The organism is Hypericibacter sp., from assembly GCF_050729195.1.
Taxonomy (GTDB): Bacteria; Pseudomonadota; Alphaproteobacteria; order Dongiales; family Dongiaceae; genus Hypericibacter.
This window is the reverse complement of record NZ_JBOHKS010000211.1, coordinates 1-13,795: the sequence shown is the minus strand read 5'-3', so window position 1 is coordinate 13,795 and position 13,795 is coordinate 1. Positions and strand designations below refer to the sequence as shown.

At 64.4% G+C, this 13,795-nt stretch carries 26 protein-coding genes and 1 pseudogene; all 27 read right to left on the bottom strand.

All coding sequences use genetic code 11. From position 1 onward, the window contains the following. Positions 1-107: 107 nt before the first annotated feature. Positions 108-1,124 carry a DNA-directed RNA polymerase subunit alpha gene (locus ACREE8_RS16630; protein WP_151177857.1) on the bottom strand — a complete coding sequence of 339 codons (1,017 nt, stop codon included), beginning with the start codon at positions 1,122-1,124 and terminating at the stop codon, positions 108-110. 154 nt (positions 1,125-1,278) lie between these two features. Further along, positions 1,279-1,671 (bottom strand): 30S ribosomal protein S11, encoded by a 393-nt coding sequence (gene rpsK / locus ACREE8_RS16625; RefSeq protein ID WP_151177858.1) that lies wholly within the window; start codon positions 1,669-1,671, stop codon positions 1,279-1,281. Between the two features lie 24 nt (positions 1,672-1,695). Further along, entirely contained in the window at positions 1,696-2,070 is a 375-nt protein-coding gene (rpsM, locus tag ACREE8_RS16620) for a 30S ribosomal protein S13 (protein ID WP_431574121.1), read from the bottom strand. A 101-nt stretch (positions 2,071-2,171) separates the two neighbouring features. After that, a complete protein-coding gene (locus tag ACREE8_RS16615) occupies positions 2,172-2,831 on the bottom strand; it encodes an adenylate kinase (protein WP_431574120.1) in 660 nt (219 codons plus the stop codon). Then, entirely contained in the window at positions 2,828-4,171 is a 1,344-nt protein-coding gene (gene secY / locus ACREE8_RS16610; RefSeq protein ID WP_431574119.1) for a preprotein translocase subunit SecY, read from the bottom strand. Before secY ends, ACREE8_RS16615 begins: the two co-directional genes overlap by 4 nt. A 25-nt stretch (positions 4,172-4,196) precedes the next feature. Then, positions 4,197-4,688 carry a 50S ribosomal protein L15 gene (gene rplO, locus ACREE8_RS16605; protein WP_151177862.1) on the bottom strand — a complete coding sequence of 164 codons (492 nt, stop codon included), beginning with the start codon at positions 4,686-4,688 and terminating at the stop codon, positions 4,197-4,199. 96 nt (positions 4,689-4,784) lie between these two features. Beyond that, positions 4,785-4,997 (bottom strand): 50S ribosomal protein L30, encoded by a 213-nt coding sequence (gene rpmD, locus ACREE8_RS16600; protein ID WP_151177863.1) that lies wholly within the window; start codon positions 4,995-4,997, stop codon positions 4,785-4,787. Positions 4,998-5,023: 26 nt separating this feature from the next. After that, positions 5,024-5,593, bottom strand: a complete 570-nt coding sequence (gene rpsE / locus ACREE8_RS16595) for a 30S ribosomal protein S5 (protein WP_151177864.1) — start codon at positions 5,591-5,593, stop codon at positions 5,024-5,026. A gap of 10 nt (positions 5,594-5,603) precedes the next feature. Beyond that, positions 5,604-5,963: a 50S ribosomal protein L18 gene (gene rplR, locus ACREE8_RS16590; RefSeq protein WP_431574118.1), complete on the bottom strand. Its 360-nt coding sequence runs from the start codon at positions 5,961-5,963 to the stop codon at positions 5,604-5,606. 12 nt (positions 5,964-5,975) lie between these two features. Beyond that, positions 5,976-6,509, bottom strand: coding sequence for a 50S ribosomal protein L6 (gene rplF, locus ACREE8_RS16585; RefSeq protein WP_431574117.1), 534 nt, complete (start codon positions 6,507-6,509; stop codon positions 5,976-5,978). 12 nt (positions 6,510-6,521) lie between these two features. After that, positions 6,522-6,920 (bottom strand): 30S ribosomal protein S8, encoded by a 399-nt coding sequence (rpsH, locus tag ACREE8_RS16580; RefSeq protein ID WP_151177867.1) that lies wholly within the window; start codon positions 6,918-6,920, stop codon positions 6,522-6,524. A 15-nt stretch (positions 6,921-6,935) separates the two neighbouring features. Beyond that, on the bottom strand, positions 6,936-7,241 hold the full coding sequence (rpsN, locus tag ACREE8_RS16575) for a 30S ribosomal protein S14 (RefSeq protein WP_151177868.1): 306 nt from the start codon (positions 7,239-7,241) through the stop codon (positions 6,936-6,938). A 21-nt stretch (positions 7,242-7,262) separates the two neighbouring features. Continuing rightward, positions 7,263-7,808 carry a 50S ribosomal protein L5 gene (rplE, locus tag ACREE8_RS16570; RefSeq protein WP_431574116.1) on the bottom strand — a complete coding sequence of 182 codons (546 nt, stop codon included), beginning with the start codon at positions 7,806-7,808 and terminating at the stop codon, positions 7,263-7,265. Between the two features lie 8 nt (positions 7,809-7,816). Next, positions 7,817-8,140, bottom strand: a complete 324-nt coding sequence (rplX, locus tag ACREE8_RS16565) for a 50S ribosomal protein L24 (RefSeq protein WP_151177870.1) — start codon at positions 8,138-8,140, stop codon at positions 7,817-7,819. A 29-nt stretch (positions 8,141-8,169) separates the two neighbouring features. Further along, positions 8,170-8,538, bottom strand: a complete 369-nt coding sequence (gene rplN / locus ACREE8_RS16560) for a 50S ribosomal protein L14 (RefSeq protein ID WP_151116787.1) — start codon at positions 8,536-8,538, stop codon at positions 8,170-8,172. Positions 8,539-8,551: 13 nt separating this feature from the next. Next, positions 8,552-8,800, bottom strand: coding sequence for a 30S ribosomal protein S17 (gene rpsQ, locus ACREE8_RS16555; RefSeq protein ID WP_151177871.1), 249 nt, complete (start codon positions 8,798-8,800; stop codon positions 8,552-8,554). Positions 8,801-8,811: 11 nt separating this feature from the next. After that, on the bottom strand, positions 8,812-9,009 hold the full coding sequence (rpmC, locus tag ACREE8_RS16550) for a 50S ribosomal protein L29 (RefSeq protein WP_151177872.1): 198 nt from the start codon (positions 9,007-9,009) through the stop codon (positions 8,812-8,814). Between the two features lies 1 nt (position 9,010). Continuing rightward, positions 9,011-9,430 carry a 50S ribosomal protein L16 gene (rplP, locus tag ACREE8_RS16545; RefSeq protein WP_431574115.1) on the bottom strand — a complete coding sequence of 140 codons (420 nt, stop codon included), beginning with the start codon at positions 9,428-9,430 and terminating at the stop codon, positions 9,011-9,013. 32 nt (positions 9,431-9,462) lie between these two features. Further along, positions 9,463-10,140 carry a 30S ribosomal protein S3 gene (gene rpsC / locus ACREE8_RS16540; protein WP_431574114.1) on the bottom strand — a complete coding sequence of 226 codons (678 nt, stop codon included), beginning with the start codon at positions 10,138-10,140 and terminating at the stop codon, positions 9,463-9,465. Between the two features lies 1 nt (position 10,141). Continuing rightward, positions 10,142-10,522 carry a 50S ribosomal protein L22 gene (gene rplV / locus ACREE8_RS16535; RefSeq protein WP_431574113.1) on the bottom strand — a complete coding sequence of 127 codons (381 nt, stop codon included), beginning with the start codon at positions 10,520-10,522 and terminating at the stop codon, positions 10,142-10,144. A 7-nt stretch (positions 10,523-10,529) separates the two neighbouring features. Beyond that, entirely contained in the window at positions 10,530-10,811 is a 282-nt protein-coding gene (gene rpsS, locus ACREE8_RS16530) for a 30S ribosomal protein S19 (RefSeq protein WP_431574112.1), read from the bottom strand. Positions 10,812-10,823: 12 nt separating this feature from the next. Beyond that, positions 10,824-11,645, bottom strand: a complete 822-nt coding sequence (rplB, locus tag ACREE8_RS16525) for a 50S ribosomal protein L2 (RefSeq protein WP_431574111.1) — start codon at positions 11,643-11,645, stop codon at positions 10,824-10,826. A gap of 3 nt (positions 11,646-11,648) precedes the next feature. Continuing rightward, positions 11,649-11,981, bottom strand: coding sequence for a 50S ribosomal protein L23 (locus ACREE8_RS16520; RefSeq protein WP_431574110.1), 333 nt, complete (start codon positions 11,979-11,981; stop codon positions 11,649-11,651). Then, positions 11,978-12,598 (bottom strand): 50S ribosomal protein L4, encoded by a 621-nt coding sequence (rplD, locus tag ACREE8_RS16515; protein WP_431574109.1) that lies wholly within the window; start codon positions 12,596-12,598, stop codon positions 11,978-11,980. Before rplD ends, ACREE8_RS16520 begins: the two co-directional genes overlap by 4 nt. Before the next feature lie 5 nt (positions 12,599-12,603). Continuing rightward, a complete protein-coding gene (gene rplC, locus ACREE8_RS16510; protein ID WP_431574108.1) occupies positions 12,604-13,308 on the bottom strand; it encodes a 50S ribosomal protein L3 in 705 nt (234 codons plus the stop codon). 25 nt (positions 13,309-13,333) lie between these two features. Next, a complete protein-coding gene (rpsJ, locus tag ACREE8_RS16505) occupies positions 13,334-13,648 on the bottom strand; it encodes a 30S ribosomal protein S10 (RefSeq protein WP_151116757.1) in 315 nt (104 codons plus the stop codon). Positions 13,649-13,674: 26 nt separating this feature from the next. Then, positions 13,675-13,795 (bottom strand): annotated as a pseudogene (gene tuf / locus ACREE8_RS16500) (elongation factor Tu); the annotation flags it as partial.

Sequence of the window (13,795 nt, the reverse complement as noted above, 5' to 3'; positions counted from 1 at the left end):
CCCGATTGCATCATCCCGTCGCCGCAGGGGCCCCGCATAAGGGCTTGCCCATGTACGACCGGGTGCGGGCCACCATGGCCCGCCTGCTCGTTACGCCCGTCTTCGGCTCAGTACGGCTCGTCGAGCCGCTTCGCCAGGTCTTCGATGTTCTCCGGCGGCCAGTTCGGGATCTCCATGCCGAGATGGAGGCCCATCTGCGCCAGCACTTCCTTGATCTCGTTGAGCGACTTGCGGCCGAAATTCGGCGTCCGCAGCATCTCGGCCTCGGTCTTCTGAACCAGATCGCCGATATAGACGATGTTGTCGTTCTTCAGGCAGTTCGCCGAACGGACCGACAGCTCGAGCTCGTCGACCTTGCGCAGGAGGTTTTTGTTGAACGGCGGCTCGGCCGTCCGGATCTCCTCGCGCACGGCGCTCGGCTCTTCGAAGTTGATGAAGAGCTGCAACTGGTCCTGCAGGATGCGCGCGGCCAGCGCCACGGCGTCCTCGGGCGCGATCGCGCCGTTGGTCTCGACCTGCATCGAGAGCTTGTCATAGTCGGTGACCTGGCCGACGCGGCTGTTGTCGACCTTGTAGGACACCTTCTTGACCGGGCTGAACAGCGCATCGACCGGGATCAGGCCGATCGGTGAATCTTCCAGGCGGCTGACGGCCGCGGCCATGTAGCCTTTGCCCGTGTCGACGGTGAATTCCATCTTCACGTTCGCGCCCTGGTCGAGGGTGCAGAGCACGAGATCGGGATTCATGATCTCGATGTCATGACCGGTCTGGATCATGCCGGCGCGCACTTCGCCCGGGCCTTCGGCCACAAGACGCATGCGCTTCGGGCCCTCGCCATGCATCTTCAGGCCCATGCCCTTGATGTTGAGGACGATGTCGGTCACGTCCTCGCGCACACCCGGGATCGACGAGAACTCATGCAACACGTTCTCGATCTGCACCGAGGTGACGGCCGCGCCCTGCAGCGACGACAGCAGCACGCGACGCAGCGCGTTGCCGAGGGTCAGGCCGAATCCACGCTCGAGCGGCTCCGCCACGACGGTGGCAAAGCGCTTCGGGTCAGTGCCGGGCTCAACGGCCAGCTTGTTTGGCTTAATGAGCTCCGTCCAATTTTTCTGCAACACGATTGCGACCTCTCGCTGTCGTCCGACCGGCCTTCTGATCCGGGGCCCGCACCCTCGGTTTACCGCCGGTCTGGACTGGTTCTGGTCTTCTGCACACGCAACACCCGGCGCGGGTCGCCGGGCGGTGGAATTTTCTGCGGTCTCTAAAGTCCGCTCAGACGCGCCGACGCTTGGGCGGGCGGCATCCGTTGTGCGGAATCGGCGTCACGTCTTTGATGGAGGTGATGGTGAAGCCCGCGCCCTGCAACGCGCGCAACGCGGACTCGCGGCCCGAACCCGGACCCTTCACTTCGACTTCCAGCGTCTTCACGCCATGCTCCATCGCCTTGCGCGCGGCGGCATCGGCAGCAACCTGCGCGGCATAGGGCGTCGATTTGCGCGAGCCCTTGAAGCCGAGACTGCCGGACGACGCCCAGGCCACGGTATTGCCCTGCGCATCGGTGATGGTGATCATCGTATTATTGAAGCTCGCATTCACATGCGCGACGCCAGAGGTAATGTTCTTACGCTCTTTGCGACGCGGGCGCGCGGTGGCTGCCTTGACCATGGCCTTGTCTTCTCCTTGAAACTCTTAGACGGCCTTTTTCTTGCCGGCGATCGACTTGGCCGGACCCTTGCGGGTACGCGCATTGGTATGGGTGCGCTGACCGCGCACCGGCAGACCCTTGCGATGGCGCAAGCCACGGTAGCAACCGAGATCCATCAGCCGCTTGATGTTCATCGCAACTTCACGACGCAGATCACCTTCGACGCGATAGTCACGATCGATGACCTCGCGGATACGGACGACATCGTCGTCCGTCAGCTGATGCACGCGCCGATCGGCCGGGAGACCGACTTTGTCGATGATTTCCTGAGCCTTGGCGTTTCCGATGCCATGAATATAGGTCAGGGCAATCAGGACACGCTTTTGCGTCGGGATATTGACGCCCGCAATACGCGCCACCGCTATTTCTCCTTGAATTTCAACGGGATAGACGACGGGACCAGGGTCACCATCAGCCCGAGGGCGCGCATTATATGAAGATTCGCCATCGAGTCAACCGGTTAGGCCGCCGCAACACCGTTCAGGATGGTCTCGATCTCCCGGGTCACCTGATCCGGAGCCGCCATCCCGTCTACTTCCTTCAGAAGACCCTTGCGCCGGTAGTAGGGCACGATCGGCGCAGTCTGCGCCCGATAGGCCACCAACCGCGCCTTCAGGGTCTCCGGATTATCGTCCTTGCGGCGCAGGAACTCGGTCGAGCCGCAAACGTCGCAAATCCCCGCCTTTTTAGGAGGGTGAAACTTGTCGTGGTAGCCGGCGCCGCATTTGGCACAGGTAAAACGGCCCGAAATGCGCTCGATCAGCGCGGCCTCGTCGACCGCCAGCTCGATCACCGCATGAAGCTTCCGGCCCCCTTGGGCCAGCATCTTGTCCAGGGCTTCGGCCTGGGCCTCGGTCCGGGGGAAACCGTCCAGCACAACGCCCTTGCGGGCCTCCGGTGCGGCAATCCGCTCCGCGATCATGGCGATGATGATCTCGTCGGGCATGAGCTGGCCCGCTTCCATCACCTTCTTCGCCTGCTGACCCAAGGCACTACCCGACGCGACGGCCTGGCGCAGCATGTCGCCCGTCGAAAGCTGCACCAACCCCCGTGTCGTCTCGAGCCGCTTGGCCTGGGTGCCCTTCCCCGCCCCCGGCGGGCCCAGGAGAATCAGGTTCATCCCCGCCGCCCCTTGAGCTTCGACTTCTTGATCAGCCCTTCATACTGGTGCGCCAGCAGATGCGAATGCACCTGCGCCACGGTATCCATCGTGACCGAGACCACGATCATCAGGCTGGTGCCGCCGAAATAGAACGGCAGCGCATATTGCGAGATCAGGATCTCGGGCAGGAGACAGATGATGGAGATGTAGGCCGCGCCCAGGACGGTAATTCGCGTCAACACATAGTTGATGTATTCGGCTGTGGGCCGGCCCGGGCGGATACCCGGGATGAAGCCGCCATACTTCTTCAGATTCTCCGCGGTATCGACCGGATTGAAGACGATCGCCGTGTAGAAGAAGGTGAAGAACACGATCAGCCCGACATAGAGCGCCATATAGAGCGGCTGGCCATGGGCCAGAACGCGGGTGATCGGCTGCAGCCATTCCGGACCGCCCTGCGCGCCGAAGCTGGCGACCGTCAGGGGCAGCAGCAGCAGCGAGCTCGCGAAGATCGGCGGAATGACGCCGGCGCTGTTGAGCTTGAGCGGCAGGTGCGAGCTGTCGCCGCCATACATCTTGTTGCCGACCTGGCGCTTCGGATACTGCACCACCAGCCGCCGCTGGGCGCGTTCGAAGAACACCAGGGTGGCGATCGTCACGACCGCGACGATCAGGATGACGATGATGAGGAAGGTCGAGAGCGCGCCGGTACGGCCCAGCTCGAGGGTGCGGACCATGGCCGCCGGCAGGTTCGCGACGATGCCGGAGAAGATGATCAGCGACACGCCGTTGCCGACGCCGCGCGAGGTGATCTGCTCGCCCAGCCACATCAGGAAGATGGTACCGCCGGTCAGCGTGATCATGACCGAGATGCGGAAGAACAGGCCCGGATCCGCGACGGCGCCATGGCCGCCGGAACTCATGCCTTCGATGCCGACCGCGATGCCGTAGGCCTGCAGGGCCGCCAGGATCACGGTGCCGATGCGGGTATATTGGTTGATCTTCTTGCGGCCGGCCTCGCCCTCCTTCTTCATCGCCTCGAGCGAGGGCGAGATGCTGGAGAGGAGCTGCATGATGATCGATGCCGAGATGTACGGCATGATGTTCAGCGCGAAGATCGTCATGCGCCCGAGAGCGCCGCCCGAGAACATGTCGAAAATGCCCAGCACGCCCGTGGCATGCTGCTTGAACACGTCCTGCAGCACGCCGGGATCGATGCCCGGCAGCGGAATATAGGTGCCCAGCCGATAGACGATCAGAGCGCCCAGGGTGAACCAGATGCGGTTCTTGAGCTCTGTCGCCTTCGAGAAGGCGGAGAAGTTGATATTGGCGGCGAGCTGTTCGGCGGCTGATGCCATGGTGCCCGTCCGACTTCCGCGGGCCTTAGCCCGCTGCCTTGGTTTCTGCCTCGACGGCGGGCTTCGTGACAACGACCGTGCCGCCCGCCTTCTCGACCGCGGCGATGGCCGCCTTCGAGGCGCGGGCGACCTTGAAGGTCGCCTTGGTCGTGAGCTCGCCCTGGGCCAGGAGCGAAATGCCGTCCTTCACCCGGGTGGTGACGCCGGCGGCCTTGAGGGCCTTGCCGTCGATGGGCTTGCCGGCGTCGAGCTTGCCGGCCGCGATCGCGGCCTGGACCCGGCCCAGATTCACCGCCACATAGTCCTGGCGGAAGATGTTGTTGAAGCCGCGCTTGGGCAGACGCCGGTACATCGGCATCTGGCCGCCTTCGAAGCCGTTGATGGCGACGCCGGTACGCGCGGTCTGGCCCTTGCCGCCGCGCCCGCCGGTCTTGCCCTTGCCCGAACCGATGCCGCGACCGACGCGGATGGGGTTCTTGCGGGCGCCCGGATTGTCCCTGAGCTGATTGAGCTTCATCGTCATCGATCCTTAATTTTAGCCCTGTGGCTGGCGCCCCAAGGAGTCTCTGTCTAGATAGGAACCCGGATGCCGGGTTGCCAGCCGGGGCCGTCTTCAGCCCTGCTGGTCGTCCACCCGAACCAGGTGATGCACGCGCTGGATCATGCCGCGAACCGCGGGCGTATCCTCCAGCACCCGGCTGCGGCCCATCTTGTTGAGCCCCAGGCCGATGAGGGTGCGGCGCTGGCCATCCTCGCGACCGATCGGGCTCCCGATCTGGGTCACTTTGACCTGCGCCTTCTTGCCCGCCGCCTTCTTCTCAGCCATCTCAAATACTCCCGTTCGCGACCTGGTTATTCGCGAGCATCCGCGCCTTCGGCGCGCTTGCCCAGAATGTCGCTGACCTTACGACCGCGGCGCGCGGCCACCGAACGCGGCGAGCTGCTGCGGGTGAGCGCATCGAACGCCGCCTTGATCATGTTGTGCGGATTGGAGGTCCCGACCGACTTCGCCACCACGTCCGCGACGCCGAGCGCCTCGAAGATGGCGCGGATCGGGCCGCCCGCGATAATGCCGGTGCCGGGCACCGCGGCGCGCAGCACGACCCGACCGGCGCCGTAATGGCCGATGATGTCGTGATGCAGCGTGCGGCCTTCGCGCAGCGGCACGCGCACCATGGCGCGTTTGGCCTGCTCGGTCGCCTTGCGGATGGCCTCGGGCACTTCACGCGCCTTGCCGGAGCCATGGCCGACGCGACCCTTGCCGTCGCCGACCACGACGATGGCGGCGAAGCCGAACCGACGGCCACCCTTCACCACCTTGGCGACGCGGTTGATTCCGACCAGCTTTTCGATCAGTTCGGATTCTTCGCCGCGCGGACCGCGCTCGCGATCGCGGCGCCCTGATTTTTCGGCACGTGCCATCTCGATACCTCTAGAAGCTGAGACCGCCCTCGCGGGCGGCGTCGGCCAGGGCTTTCACCCGGCCATGAAACAGATAACCGCCGCGGTCGAACACGACTTCCTTGACCCCGGCATCGAGCGCACGCTTGGCCACCAGCTTGCCGACGGCCTCGGCCGCCGCCTTGTTGGCGCCGGTCTTGAGACCCTCGCGGACATCCTTGTCCAGGCTCGAGGCGGCCGCGACCGTGACACCCTTGGTGTCGTCGATGACCTGGGCATAGATATGCTGCCCCGACCGGAACACCGACAGGCGAGGACGGTCGCTCTTGCGGCGGATCGCAACCCGGTTTCGGCGCTGACGGCGCGCGAACAATGCTTCTGACTTGGCCATGGTTCGACCCTCTTACTTCTTCTTGCCTTCTTTGCGCAGGATCGTCTCGCTGTCGTACTTGATGCCCTTGCCCTTGTAGGGCTCGGGACCGCGGTACGAGCGGATCTCCGCCGCAACCTGGCCGACACGCTGCTTGTCGGTACCGGTGATGGTGATCGAGGTCGGCTTGTCGCACTTGATCGTGATGCCTTCCGGAATCGGGAAGTTCACGTCATGGCTATAGCCGAGCTGCAGCTGCAGGCTCTTCCCCTGGACCGCGGCGCGGTAACCGACGCCGTTGATCTCCAGGTTCTTGGTGTAGCCCTGCGCCACGCCGCGGACCATGTTGCGCACGAGATTGCGGGTGGTGCCCCACATCATGCGCGCCTGCTTGGTCTCGTTGGCCGGCTTGACCCAGAACTTGCCGTCATCGATTCCGGCCTCGACCAAAGCGCTCAGCGGCAGCGAAAGCTCGCCCAGCTTGCCCTTGGCCTTGACCTTGTGACCGTCGACCGCGAGCGTAACGCCGCTCGGCACGGGGACGGGATTCTTTCCGACGCGTGACATCTCATTCGTCCTTTAGAACACGCGGCACAGCACCTCGCCGCCGACATTGGCGGCGCGCGCTTCGCTGTCCGACATGACGCCGCGCGGCGTCGAGAGGATCGAGATGCCGAGGCCGTTATAGACCCGCTGCAGGTCGGCGATCCGCGAATAGACGCGACGGCCCGGCTTCGAAACCCGCGAGATCTCCCGGATGACGGGAGCGCCCTCGTGGTATTTCAGCTCGATCTTGATTTCGCCGAAGCCCGGATCGGCCACATGCTGGCTGAAGTTGCGGATATAACCCTCGCGCTTCAGGACTTCCAGCACGCTGGAACGCAACTTCGAGGCCGGAGTCGACACGCTATGCATGCCGGCCTTCTGTGCATTCCGAATCCGGGTCAGCATATCCCCCAGGGGATCACTCAATGCCATGACCGGCTTTCCTCCTTACCAACTCGACTTGACCATGCCCGGGATCTGCCCGGACGAGGCCAGCTCGCGTAGCGCAATGCGCGACAGCTTGAACTTGCGGTGAAACCCGCGCGGACGACCGGTCAGCTCGCAACGATTATGCTGGCGCACCGGCGATGAGTTGCGCGGCAGCTGGGCGAGCTTGAGGCGCGCGGCAAAGCGCTCCTCCATCGGCCGACCCTCGTCGTTCGCGATCGCTTTCAGACGGTCGCGCTTGGCGGCGTATTGCTTGGCCAGCGCGCGGCGCTTCTTATCGCGATTGATGGAGCTCTTCTTAGCCATGTTTTCCCTCCGATGCCCCGGTCAATTGACGAAGGGCATAGCGAAGCCCTTCAGCAGGGCCTTGGCCTCGGCATCGGTCTTCGCCGAGGTGCAGATGACGATATCGAGCCCGCGGATTTCCTGGATCTGGTCGTAGTTGATCTCCGGAAACACGATCTGTTCCTTGAGGCCGAGCGCGTAGTTGCCGCGGCCGTCGAAGCTCTTGGGCGACACGCCGCGGAAGTCGCGGACGCGCGGCAGGGCGATGTTCACCAGCCGGTCCAGGAACTCGTACATGCGTTCGCGGCGCAAGGTAACCTTGCAGCCGATGTTCATGTTCTCGCGCAGCTTGAAGACGGCGATCGACTTGCGGGCCTTGGTCATGATCGGCTTCTGGCCGGCGATGGCCATGAGCTCGCCCGCGGCCTGCGTGGTCTTCTTGCTGTCGTTGACCGCCTCGCCCACGCCCATATTGAGGACGATCTTCTCCAGCCGCGGCACCGCGAACGGATTTTCGTACTTGAACTCGGCCATCAGGGCCGGGCGCACGACTTTTTCGTAATGTTCCTGCAAACGCGTCGTGGTCATGGCAGCACCTAGCGATCGATGGTTTCGCCCGAACGACGCGCCACGCGAACCTTGCGGCCGTCATCCAGGAACTTGTAGCCGACGCGGGTCGGCTTGTCGGTCTTCGGGTCGATCAGGGCGAGATTGGAGACATGGATCGGCGCCTCCTTCTCGACGATGCCGCCCTGCTCGCGCGCGGTCTGGCGGGTATGCCGCTTGACCATGTTCACGCCTTGGACGAGGGCGCGCATATCCGTCGGGTAGACGCGGATCACTTCGCCGTTCTTGCCCTTGTCGCGGCCGGTCAGCACGGTGACGCGGTCGCCTTTCCTGATCTTGAGCTTGGTCGCCATCTAGGTCTTCCTCTTCGCCTGCCCGGTACTCACAGAACTTCCGGAGCGAGCGAAATGATCTTCATGAACTTCTTGCCCCTGAGTTCGCGAGTGACGGGGCCGAAGATGCGGGTGCCGATCGGCTCGCCCTGCTTGTTGATCAGCACGGCGGCGTTGCGGTCGAAGCGGATGAGGCTGCCGTCGGTCCGGCGGATCGCCTTGGAGGTGCGCACGATCACCGCCTGGTGAACGTCGCCCTTCTTCACGCGGCCCCTCGGAATGGCTTCCTTGACCGAGACGACGATGACGTCGCCCACGGACGCGTATTTACGCTTGGAGCCGCCGAGCACCTTGATGCACTGCACCCTGCGTGCGCCCGAATTGTCGGCCACTTCCAGGTTCGTCTGCATCTGGATCATGACGCCGGTCTCCTCAGGCCTGCTGGGAAGCGGCAGAGGAAACAACCTCCCACCGCTTCGTCTTGGACAGCGGCCGACACTCTTGGATCATCACCGTGTCGCCAACCTTGGATGCATTCGTCTCGTCATGCGCGGCATAGCGCTTCGAACGACGGATGAACTTCTTGTAGATCGGGTGCATGACGCGACGCTCGACGCTGACGATGACCGTCTTGTCGTTCTTGTCGCTGACCACAACACCCTGGAGCACTCGCCTCGGCATGTTCCTGTCTCCTAGGCCCGCTCGCGGGATTTTTCGTTGAGCACGGTCTGGATGCGGGCGATCTCGCGCCGCACCTCACGCACGCGTGCGGTGTTCTCAAGCTGGCCGCTGGCCCTGCGGAAGCGGAGGTTGAACGCCTCCTTGCGCAGATCCACCAGCGACGCCTTCAGCTGGTCGGGAGTCTTGAGCCTGACGTCTTCAGCCTTCATTTCAACCCTCCTCGCCCAGGCGAGCCACGAAACGCGTCTTGATCGGCAGCTTGGCCGCCGCCAGGGAGAACGCTTCGATCGCCAGCGACTTCGGCACGCCATCGATCTCGAACATGATCCGACCGGGATGGACGCGGACCACCCAGTATTCGGGCGTGCCCTTGCCCGAGCCCATGCGGACTTCGGCCGGCTTGCGCGACACCGGAACGTCCGGGAACACGCGGATCCAGATACGACCCAGCCGCTTCATGTGGCGGGTGACGGCACGCCGGGCGGCCTCGATCTGGCGCGCGGTGACGCGGCCGGGCTCGGTCGCCTTCAGGCCATAGGCACCGAAATCGAGATTGGTGCCGGCCTTGGCCTTGCCGTGAATGCGGCCCTTGTGGGCCTTACGGAATTTCGTGCGCTTCGGCTGAAGCATGATTGTCGCTCCCTACTCTCTTGCTTCGGCCTTCAGCGCGCGACCTGCTGCTCGAGGGCGCGCTTGTCCTGCGCCATCGGGTCGTGGGCCATGATTTCGCCCTTGAACACCCACACCTTCACGCCGCAGGTGCCGTAGGTGGTCATGGCCGTCGCTTCGCCGTAGTCGATCTCCGCGCGCAGGGTGTGCAACGGCACACGGCCTTCGCGATACCACTCCGTGCGGGCAATCTCGGCGCCGCCCAGACGGCCGGCGCAGGTGATACGAATACCGAGCGCGCCCAGACGCATCGCCGACTGCACCGCGCGCTTCATCGCGCGACGGAAGGCGACACGGCGCTCGAGCTGCTGGGTAATGTTCTCGGCCACCAGCTTGGCGTCGATCTCGGGCTTGCGGATCTCGACGATGTTCAGGCTGACTTCGCTGCCCGTCATCTTGGACAGATCGCTGCGCAGCTTCTCGACGTCGGCGCCCTTCTTGCCGATCACCACGCCCGGACGGGCGGTGTGGATCGTGATGCGCGCGCGCTTGCTCGGACGCTCGATGACGATGCGGCTGACGCCGGCCTGCAGGAGGCGCTTCTGAAGATACTTCTTCAGGCGCAGATCCTCATGCAGCAGCGCCGCATAGTTCTCGTCGGCAAACCAGCGGGAATCCCAGGTGCGGTTGATGCCGAGGCGCAGCCCGATCGGATTGACTTTCTGACCCATCTTATGCGGTCTCCTCGCTCTCGCGAACGACGACTGTGAAGTTGCTCCACCACTTCTCGACCTTCGCCGCCCGGCCGCGAGCGCGCGCATGGAAGCGACGCATCACGAAACCACGGCCGACGCTGGCCTCGGACACGACCAGGCGGTCGACGTCCAGCTGGTGATTGTTCTCGGCATTGGCGATCGCCGCCTGCAGAACCTTCTTCGCCTCGCGCGCGATGCGCCGCTTGGAGAAGGTGAGTTCGGCCAGCGCCGCGCTGGCGCTCTTGCCGCGGATCGACTGAGCGACCAGGTTCAGCTTGCGCGGGCTCGTACGCAGGAGCCGCGCCACCGCCTTCGCCTCGGTCTCGGTCAGTTTCCGGGGATGTGCCTTCTTGCTCATCGCCCCGTTACTCCCTCTTGGCCTTCTTGTCGGCCGCCGTGTGGCCGTGGAAGAAGCGCGTCGGCGAGAACTCGCCGAAGCGGTGGCCGATCATGTTCTCGGTCACCAGAACCGGCAGGAACTTGTTGCCGTTATAGACGCCGAAGGTCAGGCCGACGAACTGCGGCAGGATGGTCGAGCGACGCGACCAGGTCTTGATGACCTCGTTGCGGCCCGTCCCGCGCGACGTCTCGGCCTTCTTCAGCAGATATCCGTCGACGAACGGACCCTTCCATACGGAGCGTGCCACTGCGCGCCCTCCTTACTTGCTGACCTGACGGCGGCGCAGAATCTGGCCGTCCGTCTTCTTGTTGTGCCGCGTCTTCTTGCCCTTGGTCGAGATGCCCCAGGGCGTGACCCAGGCCATACCGCCGTTGGTGCGACCGCCGTGAGGATGATCGACCGGGTTCATGGCGATGCCGCGAACGTTCGGGCGACGGCCCAGCCAGCGCGACCGGCCGGCCTTGGCGATGACGATGTTCTGCTGGTCCGGGTTCGACACGGCGCCGATCGTGGCCATGCACTCGCTCGAGACCTTGCGGACCTCGCCCGAGGCCATGCGCAGCAGGGCGAACCCGGCGTCGCGACCGACGAGCTGGACGAAGGTGCCGGCGGCGCGGGCCATCTGGCCGCCGCGGCCCGGCTTCATCTCCACATTATGGACGATGGTGCCGACCGGAATGCTCTTCAGGGGCATCGCGTTGCCCGGCTTGATGTCCGCGCGTTCGCCCGACACCACCACGTCGCCCGCCTTCAGGCGCTGCGGCGCCAGGATGTAAGCGAGCTCGCCGTCGGCGTATTTCACGAGCGCGATGAAGGCGGTGCGGTTCGGATCGTATTCGAGCCGCTCCACCGTCGCTTCCATGCCGAACTTGCGACGCTTGAAGTCGATCGTGCGGTAACGCCGCTTGTGACCGCCACCGCGCTGAAACACGGTGATGCGGCCGCGATTGTTGCGGCCACCCGTCTTGCGCAGACCTTCGGTCAGCGCCTTCACGGGATCGCCCTTGTGCAACTCGCTGCGGTCGACGATGACCAACTGGCGGGTGCTGGGCGTGACCGGCTTGAATGTCTTGAGCGCCATCGCTTAGACCCCCGACGTCACGTCGATGGTGTTGCCCTCGGCGAGGGTGACCATCGCTTTTTTGGTATCTGAACGGAAACCCAGGCGGCCGCGGAAGCGCTTGGTCTTGCCCAGCTGGCGCAGGGTGTTGACGGCAACCACCTTGACCTTGAACACGCCTTCGACGGCGGCCTTGATCTCCGGCTTGGTGGCGTCCAGCGGAACCTTGAAGGTCACCTGGCTGTGCGCGGACCCGGCCGTGGACTTCTCCGTCACCACCGGCGAACGGATCAGCTCGTACATGCGGGCCTGGCTGAGTTTGGTCTCAACCGGCTTGATCGACCTTGCTCTGCTCATTTCAGTCGCGCCTCCAGATGCTCGACGGCGGCCTTGGTCAGGACCAGCACGTCGCGCCGCAGGATGTCGTAAACATTCGCACCCTGCTGCGGCAGCAGATCGAGATGGGGAATGTTCGAGGTCGCGCGGCGGAAGTTCTCGTCCACCGCGGGGCCGTCGATCATGAGCACCGAGCTCCAGCCGAGCTTGCCCAGCTGGCCGACCAGATCCTTGGTCTTCGCCTTCGCGGCGACCAGGCTGTCGACCACGATCAGCTTGCCGTCGGCCTGCTTGCTCGAGAGCGCCGTCTTGAGCGCGAGCTTGCGGACCCTCTTGGGCAGGCCATGTTCGTGGCTGCGCACGACCGGGCCGAAGATCACCGCGCCGCCGCGGAACTGCGGCGAGCGCAGCGAGCCCTGGCGGGCGCTGCCGGTGCCCTTCTGCTTATAGGGCTTCTTCGTGGTGCCCTGGACGTCGCTGATGATCTTGGTCTTGTGCGTTCCCGCACGGCGCTTGGCGAGCTGCCAGTTGACGGCGCGCGCGAGGATGTCGCGGCGAACGGGCAGACCGAACACCTCGTCGGAGAGATCGATCTCGCCGACCTTCTTGTTGTCCAGGCTTGTGACCGGGAGCTTCATCGGCCTTATTCCTTCTTCTCGGCCGCGGGCTCGGCGCCGGCCTTCAGGCCCGCCGGGAACGGCAGATCCTTCGGCGCCTTGCGCTTCACTGCGTCGCGCAGCATCACCCAGCCGCCATCGGCACCGGGGACCGAGCCCTGGACATAGATCAAACCCTGATCGGCGTCGGTCGAGACGACCTTCAGGTTCAGCGTCGTGACCCGCTCGTTACCCAGATGACCGGCCATCTTCTTGCCCGGGAAGGTACGACCCGGATCCTGACGGTTACCGGTGGAGCCGTGGCTGCGGTGCGAGACCGACACGCCGTGCGTGGCGCGCAGGCCGCGGAAGTTCCAGCGCTTCATCACACCGGCGAAACCCTTGCCGATGCTGGTGCCGGTCACGTCGACGAACTGGCCCGCCACGAAATGGGCAGCCGAGAACTCGGCCCCGACCTCGAGCAGCGCCTTCTCCTCGACGCGGAATTCCGCCAGCTTGCGCTTGGGCTCCACCTTCGCCTTGCCAAAATGGCCGCGCTGGGCCTTGGTCAGGTTCTTCACTTTCGGGCGACCGATGCCGAGCTGAACGGCGGTGTAGCCATCGCGCTCGGCGGTCTTCACCGCCACGACCTGGCACCCATCCATCTTCAACACGGTCACCGGCACATGCGCACCTTCATCGTTGAAGATGCGGGTCATGCCCAGCTTTTGTGCGATCAAACCGGAACGCATGGTTCCACTCCCGGACATGCCTAGACTAGTTCTTCAACTTGATCTCGACGTCCACACCGGCGGCGAGCTCGAGCTTCATGAGCGCATCCACCGTCTGCGGGGTCGGATCGACGATATCGAGCAGCCGCTTGTGCGTCCGAATCTCGAACTGCTCACGGCTCTTCTTGTCCACGTGCGGCGAACGCAGCACCGTCACGCGCTCGATGCGGGTCGGCAGCGGGATCGGGCCACGTACCTGGGCGCCGGTGCGCTTGGCCGTGTTGACGATCTCGCCGGTCGACTGATCGAGCACGCGGTGATCGAACGCCTTCAGGCGGATCCGGATATTCTGATTTTCCATGTCTTGATCCCTCGGCCGAAGCCGCCTTATTCGATGATGGAGGCGACGACGCCGGCGCCGACGGTACGACCACCCTCGCGAATGGCGAAGCGCAGGCCTTCATCCATCGCGATCGGCGCGATCAGATGCACCTCCATCGCGATGTTG